Source organism: Pseudomonas khavaziana, from assembly GCF_019145205.1.
Lineage (GTDB): Bacteria > Pseudomonadota > Gammaproteobacteria > Pseudomonadales > Pseudomonadaceae > Aquipseudomonas > Aquipseudomonas khavaziana.
Genome location: NZ_JAHSTT010000006.1, coordinates 337,220 through 360,964, shown reverse-complemented (window position 1 = coordinate 360,964; position 23,745 = coordinate 337,220). Strand labels below are relative to the sequence as shown.

The 23,745-nt window shown below is 62.4% G+C and carries 20 protein-coding genes; 8 read left to right on the top strand and 12 right to left on the bottom strand.

Annotation, left to right across the window (positions count from 1 at the left end; all coding sequences use genetic code 11):
* The first annotated feature begins 72 nt into the window (after positions 1-72).
* Genes KVH01_RS17490 through KVH01_RS17480 form a run of 3 tightly spaced genes read left to right on the top strand, consistent with a single transcriptional unit; the run spans position 73 to position 2,814 of the window.
* Complete coding sequence (locus KVH01_RS17490; protein WP_217882242.1) at positions 73-1,092, top strand: Gfo/Idh/MocA family oxidoreductase; 1,020 nt, start codon at positions 73-75, stop codon at positions 1,090-1,092.
* Entirely contained in the window at positions 1,089-1,868 is a 780-nt protein-coding gene (locus KVH01_RS17485) for a TIM barrel protein (protein ID WP_217882241.1), read from the top strand. Before KVH01_RS17490 ends, KVH01_RS17485 begins: the two co-directional genes overlap by 4 nt.
* A 19-nt stretch (positions 1,869-1,887) precedes the next feature.
* On the top strand, positions 1,888-2,814 hold the full coding sequence (locus tag KVH01_RS17480) for a sugar ABC transporter substrate-binding protein (protein ID WP_217882240.1): 927 nt from the start codon (positions 1,888-1,890) through the stop codon (positions 2,812-2,814).
* Positions 2,815-3,041: 227 nt separating this feature from the next.
* Here the strand turns inward: KVH01_RS17480 and yghU are convergent, their stop codons facing one another.
* Entirely contained in the window at positions 3,042-3,872 is an 831-nt protein-coding gene (gene yghU, locus KVH01_RS17475; protein WP_217882239.1) for a glutathione-dependent disulfide-bond oxidoreductase, read from the bottom strand.
* A 42-nt stretch (positions 3,873-3,914) separates the two neighbouring features.
* Positions 3,915-5,141 (bottom strand): MFS transporter, encoded by a 1,227-nt coding sequence (locus KVH01_RS17470; protein ID WP_217882238.1) that lies wholly within the window; start codon positions 5,139-5,141, stop codon positions 3,915-3,917.
* A 65-nt stretch (positions 5,142-5,206) separates the two neighbouring features.
* Between KVH01_RS17470 and KVH01_RS17465 the strand changes: the two genes are divergently transcribed.
* Both KVH01_RS17465 and KVH01_RS17460 read left to right on the top strand, forming a co-directional pair.
* On the top strand, positions 5,207-6,193 hold the full coding sequence (locus KVH01_RS17465; protein ID WP_217882276.1) for an AraC family transcriptional regulator: 987 nt from the start codon (positions 5,207-5,209) through the stop codon (positions 6,191-6,193).
* Positions 6,194-6,278: 85 nt separating this feature from the next.
* Entirely contained in the window at positions 6,279-6,875 is a 597-nt protein-coding gene (locus KVH01_RS17460; RefSeq protein ID WP_217882237.1) for a glutathione S-transferase family protein, read from the top strand.
* Positions 6,876-7,009: 134 nt separating this feature from the next.
* Here KVH01_RS17460 and KVH01_RS17455 read toward each other — a convergent pair whose 3' ends face one another.
* Positions 7,010-7,777 carry an SDR family NAD(P)-dependent oxidoreductase gene (locus tag KVH01_RS17455; RefSeq protein ID WP_217882236.1) on the bottom strand — a complete coding sequence of 256 codons (768 nt, stop codon included), beginning with the start codon at positions 7,775-7,777 and terminating at the stop codon, positions 7,010-7,012.
* Positions 7,778-7,916: 139 nt separating this feature from the next.
* On the opposite strand from KVH01_RS17455, the gene KVH01_RS17450 reads away from it, so the two are divergent.
* A complete protein-coding gene (locus KVH01_RS17450; RefSeq protein ID WP_217882235.1) occupies positions 7,917-9,065 on the top strand; it encodes an aldose epimerase family protein in 1,149 nt (382 codons plus the stop codon).
* 68 nt (positions 9,066-9,133) lie between these two features.
* On the opposite strand, the gene araH is transcribed toward KVH01_RS17450, so the two are convergent.
* The 7 genes from araH to KVH01_RS17415 form a co-directional block, all read right to left on the bottom strand.
* On the bottom strand, positions 9,134-10,102 hold the full coding sequence (gene araH / locus KVH01_RS17445) for an L-arabinose ABC transporter permease AraH (protein ID WP_057011311.1): 969 nt from the start codon (positions 10,100-10,102) through the stop codon (positions 9,134-9,136).
* A 9-nt stretch (positions 10,103-10,111) separates the two neighbouring features.
* Positions 10,112-11,614, bottom strand: a complete 1,503-nt coding sequence (gene araG, locus KVH01_RS17440; RefSeq protein ID WP_217882234.1) for an L-arabinose ABC transporter ATP-binding protein AraG — start codon at positions 11,612-11,614, stop codon at positions 10,112-10,114.
* Positions 11,611-12,615, bottom strand: a complete 1,005-nt coding sequence (locus KVH01_RS17435) for a substrate-binding domain-containing protein (protein WP_217882233.1) — start codon at positions 12,613-12,615, stop codon at positions 11,611-11,613. The genes araG and KVH01_RS17435 overlap by 4 nt, the downstream gene beginning before the upstream one ends.
* A 145-nt stretch (positions 12,616-12,760) precedes the next feature.
* Positions 12,761-13,624: an SMP-30/gluconolactonase/LRE family protein gene (locus KVH01_RS17430; protein ID WP_217882232.1), complete on the bottom strand. Its 864-nt coding sequence runs from the start codon at positions 13,622-13,624 to the stop codon at positions 12,761-12,763.
* 16 nt (positions 13,625-13,640) lie between these two features.
* Positions 13,641-15,221, bottom strand: coding sequence for an aldehyde dehydrogenase (NADP(+)) (locus tag KVH01_RS17425; protein WP_217882231.1), 1,581 nt, complete (start codon positions 15,219-15,221; stop codon positions 13,641-13,643).
* Positions 15,222-15,231: 10 nt separating this feature from the next.
* Positions 15,232-16,224, bottom strand: coding sequence for an AraD1 family protein (araD1, locus tag KVH01_RS17420; protein ID WP_217882230.1), 993 nt, complete (start codon positions 16,222-16,224; stop codon positions 15,232-15,234).
* Between the two features lie 16 nt (positions 16,225-16,240).
* On the bottom strand, positions 16,241-17,563 hold the full coding sequence (locus tag KVH01_RS17415; RefSeq protein ID WP_046072158.1) for an MFS transporter: 1,323 nt from the start codon (positions 17,561-17,563) through the stop codon (positions 16,241-16,243).
* A gap of 191 nt (positions 17,564-17,754) precedes the next feature.
* Between KVH01_RS17415 and KVH01_RS17410 the strand changes: the two genes are divergently transcribed.
* Together KVH01_RS17410 and KVH01_RS17405 are read left to right on the top strand one after the other, a co-directional pair.
* Complete coding sequence (locus KVH01_RS17410) at positions 17,755-19,491, top strand: IlvD/Edd family dehydratase (protein WP_057025306.1); 1,737 nt, start codon at positions 17,755-17,757, stop codon at positions 19,489-19,491.
* Positions 19,492-19,539: 48 nt separating this feature from the next.
* Entirely contained in the window at positions 19,540-20,262 is a 723-nt protein-coding gene (locus tag KVH01_RS17405) for a FadR/GntR family transcriptional regulator (protein WP_034119145.1), read from the top strand.
* 16 nt (positions 20,263-20,278) lie between these two features.
* Here KVH01_RS17405 and KVH01_RS17400 read toward each other — a convergent pair whose 3' ends face one another.
* Both KVH01_RS17400 and KVH01_RS17395 read right to left on the bottom strand, forming a co-directional pair.
* Positions 20,279-20,878, bottom strand: a complete 600-nt coding sequence (locus KVH01_RS17400; protein ID WP_217882229.1) for a hypothetical protein — start codon at positions 20,876-20,878, stop codon at positions 20,279-20,281.
* 644 nt (positions 20,879-21,522) lie between these two features.
* Positions 21,523-23,664, bottom strand: a complete 2,142-nt coding sequence (locus KVH01_RS17395; RefSeq protein WP_217882228.1) for a TonB-dependent siderophore receptor — start codon at positions 23,662-23,664, stop codon at positions 21,523-21,525.
* Positions 23,665-23,745 lie beyond the last annotated feature (81 nt).

Sequence of the window (23,745 nt, the reverse complement as noted above, 5' to 3'; positions counted from 1 at the left end):
GCATAACCCTTGCTCCTTCCCCTATGCCAGCCAGAATTTTCCTGCGGGCCAACAATAAAAAGGGGTCTTTTCATGAGTACACAGAACATCCGCCTGGGTTTGATCGGTGCCGGTCGCATGGGCAGCTTCCACGGCCTTACGGCGGCCCGCCACATCCCCGGCGCCTGCCTTGCCGCCATCGCCGACCCCACACCCGGCCAGGCCGCACGCCTGGCAGCAGAGCTGGGGGTGAACAAGGTCTATACCGACCCGCAACAGCTGGTGGACGACCCGGACATCGACGGCGTACTCATTGCCGCCCCCGCCCGCAGCCACGCCGAACTGGTGATCAGCGCCGCCCGCGCCGGCAAGGGTATCTTTTGCGAAAAACCCATGGCGATCACCCTGGACGAAGCCGATCGCGCCATCGCCGCTGCCGCCGACGCCCGCGTGCCGTTGCAGGTCGGTTTCAATCGGCGTTTCGCCAAGAGCTTCCGTACCGCCCATCTCGACGTCGCCGCCGGTCGCATCGGCACGCCGCAATTGCTGCGTTCGCTGACCCGCGACCCGGCGCTGAACAACCCAGCCGCTTCACCACAATGGGTGATCTTCCTGGAGACCCTGATCCACGACTTCGACACCCTGCGCTACCTCAACCCCGGCGCCGAAGCGGTGCAGGTATATGTGATGGCCGACGCGCTGATCGCCCCTGCGTATAAAAGCCAAGGCTTGCTCGACACCGCCGTGGTCACGATCCGCTTCGACAACGGCGCCATCGCCACCGCCGAGGCCAATTTCCAGGCGGTGTATGGCTACGATGTGCGCGGTGAAGTGTTCGGCAGCGAAGGCATGCTGAGCATGGGCAGCCTCAATCACTGCGACCTCGTGCGATACCTGGCCGAGGGCATCCAGGCCGATACCCAGCGAATGGACACTGACCTGCTACACGACGCCTATGTTGCCGAGCTCAACCACTTTGTCGACTGCCTGCGCAGCGGTGCCAAGCCCCTGGCCAGCGGTGAAGATGCGCGCGCAGCCCTGGCGATTGCGCGCGCTTGCATCGAGTCGTACGAAACCGGCAAGTCTGTGGCCGTGCAAGGGGCGCGGCCATGATGCCGTTCACATTGGCCGTCAGCGCCGAGATGGTATTCCTCGACTTGCCCTTCATCGAACGGGTCAAACGTATCCACGCCCTGGGGTTCAGCGCCGAAATCTGGAGCTGGACCGACAAGAACATCGACGCCCTGGCCGCGACCGGCGCGAACTTCACCTCGATGACCGGCTACATCAGCGGCACCCTCACCGACCCCGAAGGCAGCCGCCAACTGCTCGACAGCGCCCGCGAATCCCTGGGCATCGCCGAGCGCCTCAATTGCCCCAGCCTCAACCTGCACGGCACCGGCCTGGGCGACGGCGGTTTGCCGGTGCAGCCGGTCAGCCAGACCTCGGGGCGCATGTGGCTGAGCGCCTGCAAGACCCTGGAAAAAATCGCGCGCCTGGGGGAAGACGCTGGCCGCGTGTTCCTGCTGGAAAACCTCAACACCGCCGTCGATCACCCCGGCACGCCGTTCGCCCGCGCCGACGAGACCCTGGCGCTGGTCGAAGCCGTGGGCAGCCCGCACCTGAAGATGAACCTGGACCTGTACCACGCGCAGATCGGCGAAGGAAACCTGATCGAATTGATCCAGCGCGCCGGCAGCGCCATTGGTGAAATCCAGGTGGCCGACGTGCCCGGGCGCAAGGAGCCCGGCACCGGCGAAATCCACTACCCGGCGATTGCCCGTGCGCTGCACGCCATGGGCTACACCGGCGTAATCGGCCTGGAGGGCTGGGCCAGCGGCACCAGCGAATTGGCCCTGGAGCGCTTCCGCCAGGCATTCACCCTATAACAATAAAAGGAACACCCTTATGCATCGTTATTCATTGCTAGTGGCCGCGCTGCTGTTGCTGTTCAGCCAATGGACTTTCGCCGCGTACCGCATTGGCGTGAGCATCGCCCGGGTCGACGATAACTTCATGACCTATGTACGTGGCGGTCTGGAGGCCGCGGCGAAACAGCAGGACGTGCAGATCCAGTTCGAAGACGCCCAGGGCGATGTGGTGCGCCAGCTCAACCAGGTCGAAGGTTTTCTCAACCAGAAAGTCGATGCGGTGATCGTACTGCCGGTCGACACGGCTGCCACTGCCAACATCACCCGCGCCGCCGTGGCGGCCAAGACGCCACTGGTGTACGTCAACCGCCACCCGGATGAACGCACGCTGCCCAAGGGCGTGGTTACGGTGGCGTCCAACGACATCGAGGCCGGGCAACTGCAGATGCGCTACCTCGCGGAAAAACTCGGCGGCCAGGGCAGCGTGGCGATCATCATGGGCGACCTTGCGCAGAACGCCACCCATGACCGCACCGAAGGCGCCAGGCAGGTGCTAAAGGACTTTCCCGGTATCAAGATCGTCGAGCAGCAAAGCGCCGAGTGGCAACGCAACAAAGGCATGGACCTGACCAGCAACTGGCTGCTGGCAGGCACGCAGTTCGATGCGATCGTGGCCAACAACGATGAAATGGCAATCGGTGCGGCCATGGCGTTGCAGCAGGCGGGCAAGGCCAAGGGCGAGATTGCGATCGTCGGCATCGACGGTTTGCCCGACGGTTTGGCGGCGATCAAGCGTGGGCTGCTTGCTGCCTCAGTGTTCCAGGACCCCAAGGCCCAGGCGACCCAGGCGGTACAAGCGGCGATCAAGATGATCAAGGGCGAACCGATTGAAGCCGAAGTGTGGGTGCCGTTTGAACTGATCAAGCCCGAACAGGTGGCGGTATTCGAACAGCGCTACAAGTAAACCGAGGCTAAGGATATCCAAATGTGGGAGGGGGCTTGCCCTAATGCCAGTCAGTTAAGCGGTCATCGCCTTCTGTAGGAGCGAGCCTGCTCGCGAAAACGTCAACGATAACGCGTGTTTGCTGAATGCACGCGGCGCCTGTAAGTTTTTCGCGAGCAAGCCCGCGCCTACAAAAAAGCCTTAACTGACTGGCATTAGGGCTTGCACCCTCCAATACTGGATCTGAATCAGTCCAGGTCACTCGCATCATGCCGTTCAGGCAACTGCTCCTCACCCGACACCCGATTCACCCGCCGCCCGCGCTGCACCGCCGGCCGGGCGTCAATTGCGTCGGCCCAGCGCAGCACGTGCTTGTATTCATGCACCGAGAGAAACTCCGCCGAGTCGCCATACAAACGGCCCTTGACCAGCCCGCCGTACCAGGGCCAGATGGCGATATCGGCAATGGTGTACTCATCGCCGGCGATGTACTCGCTCACCGCCAGGCGCTTGTCCAGCACATCCAGCTGGCGCTTGGCTTCCATGGCAAAGCGGTTGATCGGGTACTCCATCTTGCTCGGCGCATAGGCATAGAAATGCCCGAAGCCACCCCCCAGGTAAGGCGCGCTGCCCATCTGCCAGAACAACCATGACAGGCATTCAGCCCGGGCTGCAGGCTCGCTGGGCAAGAACGCGCCGAATTTCTCGGCCAGGTACTGCAGGATCGCCCCGGACTCGAATACCCGAATCGGCGTGGCACCGCTGTGGTCCATCAGGGCCGGGATCTTCGAGTTTGGATTCACCGCCACGAAGCCACTGCCGAACTGGTCGCCGTCGCCGATCTTGATCAGCCAGGCGTCGTATTCGGCGCCGGTGTGCCCGAGGGCCAGCAACTCTTCGAGCAGGATCGTGACCTTCTGCCCGTTGGGCGTGGCCAGGGAATACAGCTGCAGCGGATGCTTGCCGATCGGCAGCTCTTTATCGTGGGTAGCACCGGCGATGGGCCGGTTGATACTGGCGAAGGTGCCGCCGCTCTCGGTGTCCCAGGTCCAGACCTTTGGGGGTAGATAGTCAGCCATGCCACTGCTCCTCAGGGATTGTGATCAACGAAGCGTTCCAGACTAAACCAAAGACGGGTGGTGCGTCACACCGGCTTCCCCGTCTCGTCGAGGCACCTGTACGCGCAGGGCAATAAGCAAGGCCGCGAGCAACATCAACACGCCCGCGCCCACAAATACCCCACCAATGCCGCTGACGCTGAACATCAACCCGCCACCGGCAGCCCCTGCGGCAATCGCCGACTGCACTGAGGCGACCACCATGCCGCCGGCACTTTCGGCCTGGTCCGGCACGGCGCGGGCGACCCAATTGGACCATGCCACCGGTACGCCGCCGAACGCCATGCCCCACAGCGCCAGGAGCAACGCCTGGCCCGGCAGTGACACCGGCAGCCAGACCAGGGCCAGTGCCGCAATGCCTACCAGCACCGGCATCAACACCAACGTCCCACGCGGGTGGCGCACCAGCAGCCAACCGGCGAGCAAGGTGCCGACAAAATTCGCCGCGCCAAAACCCAGCAGCATCAGGGCCAGCCCTTGGGTGTCGACGCCGGTGGTGCTTTCCAGGAACGGACGAATATAGGTGAACAGCGCGAAATGCGCGGTATGTACCAGTACGCAGCCGAACATGCCCATGGCGATGCCCGGGCGCAGCAACACCTCCAGCACGGTGCGCAGGCGCGCGGTGCCGTTGGGCACCAGGCGCGGCAGGGTGAACGCCTGGAACGCCAGGGTCACCCCACCCACGGCAGCCGCCGCGATAAACGCACTGCGCCAGCCGTACAGGCCACCCAAGTAGCTGCCCAGCGGCACGGCGACCACCGTGCCCGCCGCAATCCCGCTGAAGATGATCGACAGCGCCCGCGGCAGGGAAGCCGCCGGCACCAGGCGCATGGCCACTGCCGCCGCCATGCTCCAGAAACCGCCCAAGGCGATGCCCAACAGGATGCGCATCAACAACAGCACGGTCAGGCTGGAAGACAGCGCCACCAGCAAGTTGGAGGCGATCATCAGCGTGGAGAACCCCAGCAGCACCACGCGCCGGTCGATGCTTCGGGTCAGGCCGGGCACCAGCAAGCCGGCAAACAACGCCACCACCGCCGTCACCGTCACCGCCTGGCCGGCCAGCGCTTCCGAAACACCCAGGTCCAAGGCCATGGGGGTCAACAAACTGGCCGGCAGGTATTCCGCCGTCAGCAAACCGAACACCCCCATTGCCAAAGAAAATACCGCAAGCCACGCCGGCTCCGTCACCACCCCGGCAGGGGCTTGGACTGCATATTCACTCATCACAGGTCATCCTCAGATCATTAGCAAGGCGGCCAGTCTAGGTTTGCCTGGCAGGATGATCTATGATGCAAACCCTTGAGTTTTTGACCGAAACCCCGAACATGACTGCCGCGGATGCTTTTACCCTGTCTTCCGACCTGATCAATGAACTGTTGCGTGGTATGCGCCTGCGCGGTGTGCAGTACCGGCGCATCCAGGCCGGGCCGGCCTTCGGCATGGGATTTGGCGCCAAGCCCGGCCATGCCTATTTCCACTTTCTCGCGGCCGGCCACGTGACCTTGCGCGGCGAGGATGGCGACCTTTTCGAACTGTCGGCGGGCAATGCGGTGTTCATCGCCCATGGCGGCGCGCATGCACTGTTATCCGACGCGAGCATCGATGTGCAAGACATCGGCGATTTCGACAGCGCACCGCTGGGAGACGCCGTCTGCGCCGTGGATGCGTCACCCGAGACCGTCCCCAACACTTTGCTGTTCAGTGCCTGCATGGAGTTCGAACTCGGCAGCATCCAGGGGCTCGGCAACCTGATGCCGGCGCTGATGCTGATCGATGCCGGGGGCCAGCGTTACCCTGGCCTGATGCCGATCCTGGCGGTGATGGAACGGGAAGTCTCCACGGCCCGCATCGGCTTCGCCGGCATCCTGGCGCGCCTGGCCGATGTGGTGGCGGCGATGATCGTACGCGGCTGGGTCGAATGCGCCTGTGGCAACACCTCGGGCCTGGTGGCGGCGCTACGCGACCCACGCCTGGCCCGCGCCCTCCTCGCCCTGCACCAGCAACCGGGCCGCGACTGGAGCGTGGCGCAACTGGCCGCGCAGTGCCATACCTCGCGCTCGGTATTTGCCGATCGCTTCCAGGCGATCCTCGGCATACCGCCATTACGCTACGCCACGGAGCTGCGCATGCGCCTGGCCAGCCAGTGGCTGACGCTGGAGCGCATGCCCATCGAAACCGTCGCGCAACGCCTCGGCTACACCTCCCAGGCGGCGTTCAGCCGTGCCTTCAAGCGCATCACCGGGCAACCGCCCGGAGCGGCCCGCAGTTCAATGTAGCAACCGCCCCTTCAAGTATTGCGCACCCTGATCATGAAGCCTTAATCTCGTCAGCCATTCACACCGCGAAAGCAATGGAGGCTGCATGAAACTGGTCGGAATGCTGGACTCGCCCTACGTACGCCGCGTGGCGATTTCCCTGGACCTGTATGGGATGGAGTTTGTGCATGGGCCGCTGTCGGTGTTCAGCACCTTCGCGGAGTTTTCCCAGGTCAACCCCGTGGTCAAGGCGCCTACCCTGGTGCTGGATGACGGGACAGTGTTGATGGATTCGAGCCTGATCCTCGATTACCTGGAAGCGCTGGCGCCGGCTGACAAGAAGCTGCTGCCCCAACAACCGGCCGCTCGCGCCCATGACCTGCAACTACTCGGCCTGGCGCTGGCGGCCTGTGAAAAAAGCGTGCAGATCGTCTATGAACACAACCTGCGACCAGCCGAAAAGCTGCATGCGCCGTGGCTTGAGCGCGTCAGCGGGCAATTGCTGGCGGCCTATGCGTTACTGGACAAGCAACTGGCGAGCAATGAAGCGCTGACCCAGGCCTCCCTGACCGCAGCGGTCGCCTGGTCGTTCAGCCAGTTCACCGTGACCTCGGTGGTGAAGGCCGATGCATTCCCCAACCTCAAGCGCCATGCTGAACGCCTGGAGCAGCACCCGGCGTTCAGGCGTTACCCCATCGAGTGAACACCACAATTTAAATGTGGGAGCGGGCTTGCTCGCGAAGGCGGTGTGTCAGAACCCAATAAGTTCACTGGCACACCGCCTTCGCGAGCAAGCCCGCTCCCACACTCGATGTGCGTCATTCTGAAAATCGCGTTTTATACCCAGCCGCCGTCAACGATGAAGTTCTGCGCCGAACACATCGCCGAGGCGTCCGAGGCCAAAAACAACGCCATATTGGCGATATGTTCCGGCATCACACTGCCGGGCATGCATTGGCTGCGGGCAATGAGTTCCCTGGCCGCATCGTCAACCCACATGGCCAGTTGCTTTTCCGTCATCACCCAGCCCGGCACCAGCGTATTGACGCGGATATGGCTGGGCCCCAGTTCCCGCGCCAGGCCGCGGGTCATGCCGTGGGCCGCGGCCTTGCTGGCGGCGTACACCGGGTAACCGGCCGAGGCCATCATCCAGCCGACCGAGCCCAGGTTGATGATCGAGCCCCCACCGGCCTCTTTCATCATCGGTACTACCGCCTTGGCGGCGAAGAAAGCGTGCTTGAGGTTGACCGCAATCAGCCGGTCGAACATTTGCGAGTCGATTTCTTCCAGGCTGTGGCGCACGTCATTGGCCGCATTGTTCACCAGCACCGTGATCGGCCCCAGCGACTGCTCGAAGCGCCCGATGGCGGCGCGGTAGCCAATTTCGTCGGTGATGTCGCAGCACTCGAACTCCACGGTAAGCCCTTGGGAATTCAACAGCGCGGCCAAGCGTTCGCCCTGGCTTTGCGCACGGTCCACGAAACCCACCTTGGCGCCTTGGGCAGCAAAGGCGCGCACCATGAACTCGCCAATCCCCGAGGCACCGCCGGAAATCAGCACGGTTTTGTCCTTGAGGTCGGGATAAATCGCTTGCTGGGTAGTCATATCAGTGATCGCTCTGCTTAATTAGTCTTATTTTATTTTGCAAACACGCCGTTAAAGGCTATAAATCCGGGGTCATTACGACAAAATATCTCAAATTAGTAGAACTATTCCATCCAAAACAACAAAAGGAAGTTCGACCATGAAGCACCCTCGTTACCTGCTGTCCGGTCTGGCGCTGTCCATGCTGGTCGCCAGCGGCGGCACCCAGGCCGCCGGCCTGACCAGCGAACACAAACCCTTCGGCAAAACCAATGACGGCACCGCCGTCGAACAGTACATATTGCGCAACAGCCATGGCATGCAAGCCACGGTAATCACCTACGGCGGCGTATTGCAGTCGTTGAAGGTGCCGGACAAACACGGCAAGGTCGACGACGTGGTGCTGGGCTTCGATGACGTGCAGGGCTATCAGGCCGGCACGGCATTTTTTGGCGCGACCATCGGCCGTTTCGGCAACCGCCTGGCCGGCGGCGCCTTCGAACTCGATGGCAAACGCTACCAGGTGCCGCTCAACGACGGTCCCAACTCCCTGCATGGCGGCGCCCAAGGCTTCGACAAGCAGGTATGGCAAGCCCAGCCGGTCAAGGACAAGGACTCGGTGGGCGTCACCCTCACCTACCTGTCCAAGGACGGTGAAATGGGCTTCCCCGGTAACCTGAAGACCGAAGTCACTTACCGCCTCAACGACAACAACGAACTGCACATCGACTACAAGGCCACCACCGACAAACCGACGGTGCTCAACCTGACCAACCACAGCTACTTCAACCTCGCCGGCGCGGGTAACGGCGACATTCTCAAGCAGGTCGCCACCCTGCATGCCAGCCACTACACCCCCGTGAACGCTACCCTGATCCCCACCGGTGAACTGGCGCCAGTCAAGGGCACGCCAATGGACTTCCTGAAGCCCACGCCTATCGGCCAGCACATCAAGGCGGACCATCCGCAGCTCAAGTTCGCCGAACCGAAACAGGGTGGGTTCGATTTCAACTGGGCGCTGGACACCAAGGGTGACATCAAGCAGCTCGCCGCGGACGTGCATGACCCTGAGTCGGGCCGGCGCTTGCAGCTCTACACCAGCGAACCGGGTGTGCAGTTCTATACCAGCAACTTCCTCGATGGCTCGGTGAAGGGCAAGGCGGGCAAGACCTATCAGCACTGGAGCGGGTTTACCCTGGAGACCCAGCATTTTCCGGATGCGCCTAATCAGCCAGGCTTTGCATCAACTCGTTTGAATCCTGGGCAGACCTATACCCAACACACCCTCTTCAAGTTCTCCGCCGATTAAAACTGTGGGAGGGGCGGTGCGACGATTCGACTTGCCCCCTCCCACATTGGATCTTCGTATGGCTCGGGTTAGCGTTGTTTCATGCGGTCGATGACGACGGCCAGGAGCAGGATCGAGCCGCGAATTACGTACTGGTAAAACGTGTCGATGTTTTTAAGGTTCATCGCGTTCTCGATGATCGCCAGGATCAGCACACCCGCAATCACATGGCGGATCATGCCGATGCCGCCGCTCAGCGATACCCCGCCCAGTACGCACGCAGAGATCACCGTCAGCTCGAAGCCCTGGCCGATCATCGGTTGGCCGGAGGTCATGCGCGAGGCGAGGATCACCCCGGCCAGCGCGCCGATCAGGCCATGGACGGCGAAGATCAGGATCTTGGTGCGGTCCACGTTGACCCCGGCCAACAGCGCCGCTTCCGGGTTGCCGCCGATGGCCATGGTGTTGCGCCCGTAGGTGGTGTAGTTGAGCAGCCAGCCGAAGAACAGGAAGCAGACGATGGTGATCAGGATCGGCACCGGCACGCCGAACAGTTGGCCGTTGCCGAAGACGAAAAACTGCTCCTCGGACACCCCTACTGCCTTGCCGTCGGCAAAAATGTACGCCAGGCCGCGCACGATCTGCATGGTCGCCAAGGTGGTGATCAAGGCATTGACCCGTAGCTTGGCGATCACGATGCCATTGATCAGCCCCACCATCAGGCCCATCAGCAACGCCGCGCCAATGCCCAGCATCACGCTGTCGGTATCGCGCATCACAATCGCCGCGACCACACCGGCACAGGCGATCACCGAGCCCACCGACAAGTCGAAGTGCCCCGAGGCCAGGCAGAACAGCATGGTGCACGCGGCAATACCGACGGTGGAAATCGCCAGGCCCAGGCCGCGCATGTTCAGCGGCGACAGGAAGTTATCAATCAGCAAGGCGCACAGCACAAAGATGCCCACTGCCGCCAACAGCATCGCCCAGTTGTCGAGCAATGCGCGCATATCGAGGGGTTTGCGTGCCGAGGGCAACGCGTTGGGTTGGGTTGTCATCGTCTTCTCTCAGTTCGCCGCGCCGCGTGGCAAAGCCAGTTGCAGCAGGTTGGATTCGGTGGCGTGTTCACGCCGTTGTTCGCCACGCAGGGCACCTTCGCACAGCACCAGAATGCGGTCGGAAATGCCCATCACTTCCATCAGGTCGCTGGACACCACGATCACCGCAATGCCGCTGGCCGCCAGGTTATGGATGATCTGGTAGATCTCTGACTTGGCGCCGATATCGATGCCACGGGTGGGTTCGTCCAGCAGCAGCACCTTCATCGGCATCGACAGCCAGCGACCAAGAATGGCCTTCTGTTGGTTGCCGCCGGACAGGTACATGATCTTCTGGGCGGCGTTCGGGGTTTTGACCCGCATCGCCTGGATCTGCCGGTCGGCGTTGCCTTTTTCCCAGCCGTCGCGCAGCAGCCAGCCAAAGGTGGAATGCGCCGCGCGGGCACTGATGTTGATGTTTTCGGCAACGCTGGCCAGTGGGATGATGCCTTCTTTCTTGCGGTCCTCCGGGCACAGCAACACGCCGGCGGCGATGGCGTCGCGGGGTGAGCGCAACTGCAGCGCTTGCCCGCACAGCGCCAGGCTGCCGGCGCTGGCGCGCTCCAGGCCACTGAGCAAACGAAACAGCTCGGTGCGCCCCGCGCCCACCAGCCCGAACAGGCCCAGGATTTCGCCCTTGCGCACCTGGAAACTGATCGGCTCACGCAGCCCCGGGCCGAGCAGGCCGTCGACCTTGAGCGCCACCTCGCCCTGCTCCCGCGCGCGGTAGTCGTAGATGTCCTGGATATCGCGGCCGACCATGCAGGTCACCAACTGATCGTGGGTCAGGCTGCTCATGTCTTCGAAGGTGCGCACATAGCGACCGTCCTTGAACACCGTCACCGCGTCGCAGATACGGAACACCTCTTCCATGCGGTGCGACACGTAAAGCACCACTTTGCCCTCATCCCGCAGGCGCGCGATGATCGCCATCAGCCGGTCGATTTCCCGCGCCGACAAGCTGCTGGTGGGCTCATCGAAGGCGATCACGTTGGCACCACGGGACAGCGCCTTGGCGATTTCCACCAGTTGGCGCTGGCCCAGGGACAGGCGCCCGAGCTTCTCGTCGGGGTCGATCTCATCGGCCAGGCCCTTGAGGCACGCCAGCGCCTGCTGGCGCAGCAAGCCGCGATTGACCACGCCCAGGCGCGTCGGCAGGTGCCCGAGGAACAGGTTCTCGGCGACGCTCATTTCCGGCACCAGGTGCAGTTCCTGGTGGATCACCGCGACGCCGCTGGCGATGCTGTCGGCGGCATTTTTGAACGCCATGACCTGCGCGCCGATCTGCACGCTGCCGCTGCTGGGGATGTAGGCGCCGCCGAGGATCTTCAGCAGCGTCGACTTGCCCGCACCGTTCTCGCCCATCAAGGCATGCACCTGCCCCGGGTGGGCGGTGAAGCTGATGCCATCCAGCGCCTTGACCCCGGGAAAGGTTTTGCCGATCGCGTCGAAACGCAGGGCCGCAGCGGTCATTTCCACAGCCCGATCTTGGTCAGTTCTTCCTGGAAGTTTTCGCGGGTGATCAGGGTGACTTCGTCCATGGCGGTGTACTTAGCAGGTTCCTTGCCTTTGGTGACCCATTCGTACATCGCCAGCGCGGTGTTGTAGCCCTCGATATGCGGGCTCGGCAGCATGGAGCCGAAGAAACCGCTGTCGGCTTTCTTCAATTCGCCGATGGCATCGGTGCCATTGATGCCGATGCCAATCACGTTGGCCGCCTTGAAGCCGGCGCTTTCAGTGGCGCGCACGCCGCCGAGCACGGTGTTGTCGTTCATGCCGCCGATGATCAGGTTTTTCGCGCCACTGGGCAGCTTGACCAGGGCCGAGTTGGTGGCGTCCATGCTGCCGGGAACGTCGAGGGTTTTAAGCGCGGCGGTGAGGATGTGATCCTTGGGAATGCCGGCTTCTTCCAGGGATTTGATCGAGCCGTCGGTGCGCTTTTTACCGGTGTCGAGCTCGTTGAAGGTGTTGATCACCGCATAGGTGTCCTTCCAGTCCCAACCGCGTTTCTTCGCCTCGGCGGCCATGGCGGCGCCCTGCTTCTGACCCACTTCAAAGGCGGCCATGCCCAGGTACGGCACGTCCTCCATGAAGTTGCCCTTGGCGTCGACAAAGCGGTCATCCACGGCCATCACTTTCAGGTCATTGACCTTGGCCTTGGCGACGATGGCCGGGCCCAGGGACACGTCCGGCGGGCAGATCACAAAACCCTTGGCGCCGTTGGCGGCCAGACTATCGATGGCCGAGAGGGTTTTCTCGCCGTCGGGCACGGCGATCTTGATCACGGTGAAACCGTGTTCCTTGCCGGCTTTTTCGGCGAAGGCCCATTCGGTCTGGAACCAGGGCTCCTCGGCCTGCTTGACCAAAAAACCGATCTTTACTTCTTCAGCGGCAAGCAACAGGCCGCTCAAGCTCATGGCCGAGACCGCCACAGCGGCGCAGCATAGGGAACGCAAACCACGACGACGATTCATACGGGTGACTCCTTGTTGTTGTTTTGGGGCATACGTAGAACTTTGTAGGAGCGAGCTTGCTCGCGAAAAGCCCGAGGGCGACGCGTTCATCCAGCATGACCGCGTTATCGTTGACGTTTTTCGCGGGCAAGCCCGCTCCTACAGGTTATCCGGCGAAGCGGTGACAGGGCTTACCTGGCACGTCGACCTCAATGGCCAATACCGCACCATCAAGGGGGTGACCCAAGGGGCTGGCGGCGCTGGTGATATACAACGTGGTCAGGTCGGGCCCACCGAACACGCAACTGGTGGGACGGCTGACGGGCAGTTCGATGATTCGGTCCACCTTGCCAAGGGAGGTCAGGCGCAGCAGGCAACTGCCGTCCCAACGGGCATTCCAGATGTAGCCTTCGGCGTCCATGGCCGAACCGTCCGGGCCGCCCCGCTCGTGTGGCCCGAACCACACCCGCGCGGGATCGAGTTGGCCGTCAGGCTGAATTGCATGGTGGTACAGCGTGCCGTCCATGCTGTCGCCGAAATGCACGTGACCACCGTCTTCACTCCAGAGCAGTGTGTTGGGAATACCCAGGCCGCTGAGCAGCGGCGTGACCGTGGCATCGGCATCGATGCGGAACAATCCTCCGGAACGCCGGGTGATAGGCAGGTCCTCGCCTTGCTCACCGATATTGTTCTGCATGGTGCCCAGCCACAGCCGGCCCTGGGCATCGCAGCGCGCTTCATTGCCGCGGTTGCCGGGTTGCGGGTCGGCGACGCACAGCAGGGTCAGCGCTTCGGTGGTCAGGTCCAGGCGATACACGCCGCTGCTCAAGGTCACCAGCGCATCGCCGCTTTCACAGGGGATGAATGCCGAGACATGCTCGGGCAATTGCCAGACCTGCAACTCACCGCCCATCAGGCGCAGGGCCTGTTTGGCGGCGATATCCACCCAATAAAGCGCCTGGGATCGAACATCCCAGAACGGCCCCTCGCCCAACCGGGCACGGTGTGGGGTCACTGCATTCACTGTCATGAAGCCTCCTGGTGACTTACAGCGAATCGCGGGATGGCGTGCCATCCACCAGCCGCTGGATACGCAACGGGTTGGCGTTTTTCAACGCCTCGGGCAGCAGGCTATCAGGGTAGTTCTGGAAGCACACCGGGCGCAGGAAGCGGTCGATGGCCAGGGTGCCGACCGACGTGCCGCGGGCGTCGGACGTTGCCGGATACGGCCCGCCGTGCACCATCGAATCGCAGACTTCGACGCCAGTGGGATAACCGTTGAGCAGGATGCGCCCGACTTTCTGCTCCAGCAGCGGCGTGAGTTCGGCGAACTGTTGCAGGTCAGCCGGTTCGCCGATGATGGTGGCGGTCAATTGCCCGTGCAACCCCTGCAAGGCGGTGCTGAGCTGAGCCTGGTCGGCAACTTCGACGAACACCGTGGTGGGGCCGAACACTTCTTCCTGTAGCACTTCGTCGCCGTCGATCAACAGGCGTACATCCGCCTTGAACAGCTGCGGTTGAGCCTGGTTGCCCGATTGCGCGTTACCCGCCAGGTGCTGGATGCCTGGGTGAGCCAACAGTTTTTCCAGGCCCTTGCCATAGCTGCCCAAAGTGCCGGCGTTGAGCATGGTCTGCGCCGGTTGCGCGCCGATCAATTGCGCGACCTGTTGAGTGAACGCCGTGAATTGTGGCGACGCGATACCGATGACCAGGCCGGGGTTGGTGCAGAACTGGCCGCAGCCCTGCACCACGGAGGCGGTCAGGTCGCGGGCCACGCTTTCGGCGCGGGCGTGCAAGGCCTGGGGCAGTACGATCACCGGGTTGATGCTCGACATCTCGGCGAACACCGGGATCGGTTGCGGGCGTGCCGCGGCCATGTCGCACAGGGCGCGACCGCCCTTGAGCGAGCCGGTGAACCCCACGGCCTGGATCGCCGGATGCTTGACCAGGGCTTCGCCGACGCCGCCGCCGAAGATCATGTTAAATACCCCCGCGGGCATCTCGGTAGCCTCGGCCGCGCGGATGATCGCATCGGCCACCTGCTCGGCCGTCGCCATGTGCCCGCTGTGGGCCTTGAACACCACGGGGCAGCCTGCGGCCAATGCAGCGGCGGTATCGCCACCGGCCGTGGAAAAGGCCAGGGGGAAGTTGCTGGCACCGAACACCGCCACCGGGCCCAGGCCGATACGGTATTGGCGTAGGTCCGGGCGTGGCAGCGGCTGGCGATCCGGCAAGGCTTTATCGATACGCGCCCCGTAGAAATCGCCACGGCGCAGCACCGTGGCGAACAGGCGCATCTGGCCGCTGGTGCGCCCGCGCTCGCCTTTGATGCGGGCGGCAGGCAGCGCGGTTTCGCGGCAGACCAAATCGATGAAGTTATCGCTCAGGGCATCCAGCTCGTCGGCTATCGCGTCCAGGAACTGCGCACGGCGCGCGGCACTCAGCGCACGGAACGCCGGATACGCAGCGGCGGCGGCCTTGGCGGCGGCATCGACCTCTTGCGGTGTGGCCTGGTAGAAATCCTGCGGCAAGGCTTCACCGCTGGTGGCATCGACGCTTTGCAGCTTGACGTTGCCGTTGGCGCTGCGCTGGCCGCCGATGTAGTTGTGGCCGAAGAACTGGGTCATGTTGATCTCCTTAAAGGGGGGTGACTTGGCCGGGTTCAAATGCCGCATCGCTGCTGCCGATACCGTTGATCAACGGCGCGCCGAATTCAGCCTGACTGATCTCGAACACGTCGCCCGGCTGGGTACGTATACCGTCGGCAAATGACAACGTAGCGGTGCCGAAGAAGTGAATGTGCACATCTCCCGGCTTGAGGAACTGGCTGTATTTGAAGTGGTGATACTCAAGGTTTTCCAGGCTGTGGCACATATTGGCCTCGCCACTGAGGAATTCGTTCCGCCAGATTTCCTCGCCATTGCGCAGGATGCGGCTGCTGCCGGCCAGGTGCTGGGGCAGCTCGCCCACGCGCAGTTCCGGGCCATAGCTGCAACTGCGCAGCTTGGAATGGGCCAGGTACAGGTAGTTCTTGCGTTCCATCACATGGTCGGAAAACTCATTGCCCACCGCGAAGCCCAGGCGATAGGGTTTGCGGTCGTGGCCGATCACGTAGAGGCCGCCGATCTCCGGCTCTTCGCCAGCGTCTTCGGCAAACGGCGGCACCGGGAAGGCGGCGCCCGGGCGTACGACAATGCTGCCGTCACCCTTGTAGAACCACTCCGGCTGCACGCCTGCCTGGCCGGCCGCAGGCTTGCCGCCCTCCACGCCCCATTTGAAGATGCGCATGGTGTCGGTCATGGCGCTGTCGTCGCCGGCCTGCTGGTGCATCTTGTCGCGGGCCGACGCGCTGCCCAGGTGGGTCAGGCCGGTGCCGCTGATCAGCATATGGGCCGGGTCCGGGTGGTCCAGTGGCGGCAGGATCTTCAGCTCGGCCAGCAGCGCGGCGTAGTCATGGCTGTCGCCCAGGCCCAGGCCCTGCACCTGTTGCACAAGGCCCGTGCCGGCCTTGATGGCGCCCAGCGCCAACTCGCGTACGCTGTGTGCGCCCTGCACTTCGCGCAGGGTGTCGCCTTCCACAACGCCGACGCGGCGCTCACCGTTACCCAACTCGAACTGAACTAGACGCATGCATTTTCTCCAGGATTTAAGTGCGTGTGGCGCCACGGGCGCTGGCGGCGAATTGGTCGACCGGCAGCACGTGCTTGCGCTCCAGCACGCGGTAGACCACGAGGGTCAAGACCAGCCCGAACACCATCACGCCGGATAAGAAGTACAGGCCCGAGGCCAGGTTGCCGGTGTACTCCTTGAGCGCACCGATCACGAACGGGCCGATGTAGCCGCCGAGGTTGCCCACCGAGTTGATCAAGGCGATACCGGCGGCCGCGCTGGCCCCGGCAAAAAAGCGCCCCGGCAAGGTCCAAAACACCGCGGTGCAGGAAAACATGGCGAACGCCGCCAGGCACAACGCAGCCATCTGCAGCACCGGCACACTCAGCCAGGCGCTGCAGAACAGGCCGATGGCGCCGAGCACATACAGCACCGCGAGATGGCCGTAGCGATCATTCAAGCGGTCGGAACTGCGCGGGATGATCAGCAGGCCGATGATGCCGAAGATATACGGCACGGCGGAGATGAAGCCGGTGGTGAGGTCGCTGCCGCCGAACTGCTTGATCAGTGTCGGCAGCCACAGGCCCAGGCCGTAGATGCTCAGGGTCACCGGCAGGTAGAACAGCGCCAGCAGCAACACGCGCTTGTCCTTGAGGGCATGCAACGGATTGCCATGGCGGGTCTGGCCGTAGGCTTGCAGGTCTTTTTCCAGCTCGCCGGTGAGCCAGGTCTTTTCTTGCTCGCTCATCCAGCTGACCTGTTTCGGGCCGTCCGGCAGGTAGCGCAACACCGGCCAGGTCAGCAGGATCGCCGGGGTGCCGATCACGATAAACAGCCACTGCCAGCCGTGCAGGCCAAGGATGCCGTCCATGCCGAGCAGACCGCCGGACACGGGCCCTGTGATCATCATCGCGATGGGCTGGGACAGAATGAACAGACCGAGGATCTTGCCGCGATGGCGTACCGGGAACCACTGGGTGATGTAGTACAGCACGCCAGGAAAGAACCCCGCCTCCGCCGCGCCGAGCAGAAAGCGCATTACATAGAAGCTGTGCGGGCCCTGCACGAAGGCCATGCCGATGGTGATGGCGCCCCAGGTGATCATGATGCGCGCAAACCAGCGCCGCGCGCCGAAGCGGTCGAGCATCAGGTTGCTGGGGATTTCGAACAGGAAGTAGCCAATGAAGAACAGCCCGGCACCGAGGCCATAGGCGGCGTCACCGATGCCGACGTCGGCGCCCATGTGCAGCTTGGCGAACCCTACGGCGGAACGGTCCACGTAGGCGATCAGGTACAGCAGGATCAGGAAGGGAATCAGTTTCAGCGTGATGCGCCGAATAAGCCGCAACTCCTGGCTCATGGGGTCGATCTCCGATTGTTGTTTTTATAGAAGCTCGGGGGACGCCTCTCGCGAAATCCGCCAGGGTCATACCTCAGTTGAGATCGACTATATAGTAGGACTATTTACAAAACAACACTTCCAAAGCATCGATTTTGCGCTTATGTTTAACCACGCATAGAACATATAGTCATACAATAAGAGAATCGATCATGCCTGACAAAAAGCCCGGCCTACGCTCCGCCCAGTGGTTTGGTACCGCCGACAAGAACGGCTTCATGTACCGCAGCTGGATGAAGAACCAGGGCATTGCCGACCACCAGTTCCATGGCAAGCCGATCATCGGCATCTGCAATACCTGGTCGGAGCTGACCCCGTGCAACGCGCACTTCCGCCAGATCGCCGAGCACGTCAAGCGCGGCGTGATCGAGGCCGGCGGCTTCCCGGTGGAATTCCCGGTATTTTCCAACGGTGAATCCAACCTGCGCCCTACCGCCATGCTCACCCGCAACCTGGCGAGCATGGATGTGGAGGAAGCCATTCGCGGCAACCCCATCGATGGCGTGGTGCTGCTGACCGGTTGCGATAAGACCACCCCGGCGCTGCTGATGGGTGCGGCCAGTTGCGATGTGCCGGCCATCGTGGTCACCGGCGGACCGATGCTCAATGGCAAGCACAAGGGCCAGGACATCGGTTCGGGCACCGTGGTGTGGCAGCTCAGCGAACAGGTCAAGGCCGGCACCATCACCCTGGATGACTTCCTCGCGGCCGAAGGCGGCATGTCACGCTCGGCGGGCACCTGCAACACCATGGGCACGGCGTCGACCATGGCCTGCATGGCCGAGGCACTGGGCACGTCCCTGCCCCACAACGCGGCGATCCCGGCGGTGGATGCGCGGCGTTATGTGCTGGCGCATATGTCGGGCATGCGTGCGGTAGAGATGGTGCGCGAAGACTTGAAGCTGTCGAAGATCCTCACCAAGGAAGCGTTTGAAAACGCCATCCGGGTAAACGCGGCCATCGGCGGTTCGACCAACGCGGTGATCCATTTGAAAGCCATTGCCGGGCGCATCGGGGTTGAACTCGACCTGGATGACTGGACCCGCATTGGCCGCGGCATGCCGACCATCGTCGACCTGCAACCGTCCGGGCGCTTCCTGATGGAGGAGTTCTACTATGCAGGTGGCTTGCCCGCGGTGCTACGGCGCCTCGGTGAAGCCAACCTGATCCCCCATCCCGACGCCTTGACCGTCAACGGCAAGTCCCTGGGCGAGAACACCAAGGATTCGCCGATCTACGGCCAGGATGAAGTGATCCGCACCCTCGACAACCCGATCCGCGCCGACGGCGGCATCTGCGTGTTGCGCGGCAACCTGGCGCCCCTGGGTGCGGTGCTCAAGCCATCGGCGGCCAGTCCCGAGCTGATGCAGCATCGCGGCCGTGCGGTGGTGTTCGAGAACTTCGACATGTACAAGGCGCGCATCAACGACCCGGACCTGGACGTGGACGCCAACTCGATCCTGGTCATGAAGAACTGCGGCCCCAAAGGTTACCCGGGCATGGCCGAAGTCGGCAACATGGGCTTGCCGGCCAAGCTGCTGGCCCAGGGTGTGACCGACATGGTGCGTATTTCCGATGCACGCATGAGCGGCACCGCCTACGGCACCGTGGTCTTGCATGTGGCACCGGAAGCCGCTGCCGGCGGGCCGTTGGCCACGGTGCAGGAAGGTGACTGGATCGAGCTCGATTGTGCCAGTGGCCGCCTGCACCTGGACATCCCCGACGCCGAGCTGGCGGCACGCATGGCCGACCTCAAGCCGGCGCAGAACCTGATCGTCGGCGGCTACCGCCAGTTGTACATCGACCATGTGCTGCAGGCCGACCAGGGCTGTGATTTCGACTTCCTGGTGGGTTGCCGTGGCGCCGAAGTCCCACGGCATTCCCACTAATTGGGATGCTATGATGCGGCGAATCTAAGCCAGAGCCTATCCGTCGTTATGGATCACCAGCCGCCCAAGCCGCGCAAGAGCCAGCATGCCCAGATCGTCCAGGACTTGGGCATGCACATCGTTTCCGGTCGCTTCAAGCCTGAAGAACGGTTGCCCATGGAAGCCACGCTGTGCGAGGAATACCAGGTCAGCCGCTCGGTATTGCGCGAGGCGACGCGGGTGCTGAGCGCCAAGGGCCTGGTGTATTCCAAGCCGCGGGTGGGCGCGGTGGTGCGGCCGCGCTTGAAATGGCACCTGCTCGACCCGGACGTGCTGTCCTGGTTGATGCAGTCCACACCCCACAGCGAGTTCTTCAACACCCTGGCCGGGGTGCGTCGTATCCTGGAGCCGGAAATCGCCGCCATGGCCGCGACAACCGCCACCGATGAAGACATCGCCACCATCGAACAAGCCTATCAGGGCATGGAAACCGCGCAGACCCACGAACAGCTTTTGCAGGCCGACCTGGACTTTCACCGTGCGATTGCCGACGCCACCCGTAACGACCTGCTCGCCTATATGTGCAACATGCTCTCGCTGCCATTGCGCGAGTCGATCAACATCACCAACCGCCGTCCGGATATCCAGGGTTTGAGCCTGCCCAGGCACAAGGCGATCCTTACCGCGATCCAGAACCGCGATGCACTGGGTGCGCGGCACGCCTCGCTGGTGCAATTGGATGACACACGGGTGGCGCTGGATACGGTGATGAATGTGCTGACGCCGTTGTAACCCGGCGCTGTGGCACCTATTCCTGATTATTGGCGTTGGCTCTGGGGCAGGTGTTATCTCCGTCTTTTTTCAGCGCCAGCACCGCCTGGCGCTCGGACAACAAGTGGGTAATGGCCCCGCCGATGGCGGCGGAAATAAGTGCCAGGGCTTCTTTGGGCAGATTGATCGCCGCCCAGGTCAACCCGCCGATCAGCAAAATGACAAAGAGGATATTGAAGCGCGACACGCCAAGTTTGATCGAGCGGACGATATCGGAGGTGTCCTGCATTTTTTCGAAGCGCTTGAGGTCTTCGAACTTGCGCACCGACTCCAGCGTTTCCAGGTAATGGGTTTCGGCGCGCTTCAATCTCTTGATCACCTCGGCCTCTAGCATGACCTCCTCTATCTCGATCCTGACCAGGCTGATATTGGCGCCTGGCCGGCCGAGTATCTCCGAACTCAGCGAGCTCTCGGCCAGCTCGGCCAATAGATAGGTGTACGAGGTCTCGCTGATTTCCTTGACGTACTTTTGCAGGGCTGAGGTGTAGCACTTGGTGGCGTAACGGGTGAAGAGACGCTCGGCGTCGTTGGTCTTTTTAATCAGTTCATCGGTTTCACTGACGAGTTCTCGCTCCATTTTCAATATCCCTATCAAGCGTGGCTTCGAAAAGCATGGGCGCCGACAACTAGGCTGACACGGTAATGGCAAACATCTCTCCATGGTCCTGCACTGTCTACTGTCAACCTTGACAGTCATGCAGATCCAAATGTGGGAGGGGCGGTGCGACGATTCGACTTGCTCCCGATAGCGGTGGATCAGCACCAGATACCTGGCTGACATACCTATATCGGGGCATAGGTATCTACACAACTGACCGTGCCGATTTGCTGCTTGCTCTTGCTCTGCTTTTGATTTTAGGCGCCCCGTCAAACCACGCTGGCCGGAATTCGACAGGGATTTGGGGGGTAAACCGGCAGGGATGCCGGTTTAGCCGCCCCGCGCCATGGATGGCGCGTGGCGGCGGCCCCCCAAATCCATGGCGGATTACGGGCACACCGAGCCTGGGCGAGGTGCCGAGTGGTGGGGCAAGAGCCTTTTGGTTACTTTTGGGCTCTTTTCAAAAGTGACCCGCTGTAAAAGCGGAACCAATAGTGGCCGTAATCTAAATAACGGATATGTACTCGGTCCGATCCAACATCCTGGTCGGCCCTGAGGCCGCCATCGGGAGCAAGTCGAATCGTCGCACCGCCCTCCCACATTTTGGGCCTGTGTATAGCGCGTTATAGGGTGTAGGAAATTCCAACCTGCACCGTACGCGGGGCACCCGGGTAAGCATAGATATTACCGAACGCCCCTTCCTCATACTCGCGGTTGAACAGGTTCTTCACATCCAGGTTCAGGCGTACCTGCTCGTTGACCTTGTAATAGCCGAGCAGGTCGACCACGGTGTAGGCGTCCATCGAGAAGCCAGTGTTGGCGGTCTGGCCGGCGCGCTGGTCGACGTACTTGCCGCCGGCCCCCAGGCCCAGGCCTTTGAGCGCGCCGTCCTGGAACTCGTAGACGTTGAGCAGGCTGAAGCTGTTGCGCGGGATGTTCATCAGGCGGGTGCCGGCACGGAAGGTGTTGTCGCGGGTGACCTCGGCATCCACGTAGGCGTAGCCGCCGATCACGCGCCACTCGGGTGTGAGGTTGCCCGCCACGTTCAGATCGAAGCCGCGGCTGCGTACCTGCCCAGCGGCGACGCTGAAGGTGTTGGTGGGGTCGGCCGGGTCGTTGGTCAGCACATTTTTCTTTTCGATCTGGTAGATCGCCGCGTCGACACTCAGTTGACGATCGAGCGCCTCCCACTTGATCCCCATCTCATAGGACTTGCCTTTCTCCGGTGCAAAACCACCGCCTTCACGGCTGGCGCCGGTATTGGGCTTGAACGAACGGGCTGCGTCGGCATAGACCGCGACGGTGTCGGTGAGGTCGTAGATCACGCCCACACGCGGGGTGACCGCGTTGTCAGCGGCGGTCCAGGGTTTTACCCCCGTTACGTAGCTTTCATAGTCATGCTCAAAACGCTCGAAACGCGCCCCTGCCAAGACCTTCAAGCGCTCGGTCAGCGCCACCTGATCCTGGATAAACGCCGCATAGGTCTTGAGGTTCTCCTTGTCGTGGGTCGGCGTGCGCGTCAGCGGCGGACGGGCCTGGCCATACGCTGGATTGAAAATGTCGATCGGGTAGGTACCCGGAACCGCACTGGAGCGCTGGATGATCGACTTGTAGTCGTAATCCTCGTACTCGATACCGGTGAGCAAAGTGTGATCGAAGCCGCCCGTGGAAAAGTGCCCGGTCAGGTTGAGTTGGTAATCCTTGTCGGTCCATTCCAGCTTGCGGTAGTTGAAGTTGCGTTGCAGGGTGCGGCCATCGGCGCCCAGGCTGGCCATCCCATTGGCTTCGATGGCGTTGCCTTTCAAACTGCCGTCCAACCACTGGAAACCACCGCCCAGGGTCCAGTTGTCGTTGAGCGCATGCTCGAAACGCAACTGCGCCATGTTGTTGTCGTTGTGCAGCTTGCCGGCGTCCTTGTCGCCCCAGAACGTATCGCGCGACGGCGTGCTGCGCTGGTTGGGCAGGCGCGTCAGGCCACGGTCCAACGGGTGGTTGTTGCGCATGAAGTCGCCTTCGAAGGTCACCTTGGTGTCATCGCTGGCCTGCCAGGTGATCACCGGGGCCACGCCGTAGCGCTCGGTCTCGACATGATCGCGGAAGGTATCGCCGCCCTCACCCACCACGTTCAGGCGATAGGCCAGGCGGCCCTCCTCGTCCAGCGGGCCGGAGGCATCCAGGGTGCCGCGCTTCATGCCCTGGTCATTCACTTGGCTGCCCAGGGTGACGGTGCGTTCGGCCAGGGGCTGCTTGGACACCACGTTGAAGGTGCCACCGGGGTCGCCACGGCCGTAGAGCATGGTCGCCGGACCACGCAATACCTCAAGACGCTCGATGGTATTGGCGTCCGGCATGTTCGGGTAGCCGCGGTTGATCGGGAAACCATTGCGGTAGAACTCACCGGTAGTAAAGCCACGCACGGTGAAGGTGGTCAGGCCCTGGCCGCCGAAGTTGTTGGCGCGGCCGACACCGCCGGCATAGTCGAGGGCATCCTGCAGGCGCGTCGCACCGATGTCCTCGACCACGTCCTTGGAGATAACGCTGATGGATTGCGGGGTCTCATGAATGGAGGTGTCGGTACGCGTCGCACTGGCTGATCGTGTGGCGTGGTAACCCTGCACCGGGCCCTGGGCCGACTCGAAATCGGCGGTGGCGGTGACGTTGGTGGCTTGCAACTCGATACTGGCTGTTTCTGCCGGGGCATCCTCTGACCACGCAAAGGGGGAAAACGCCTGAAGCACACAAATGGAAATCAGGGTACGACGCATGGGTGTTGAACCTAGTGAAAGAGCCAGATGGGACGGCAAACCTGCCAAGAATTCGCGAGCATCATAGCCCAGTCGATTCTC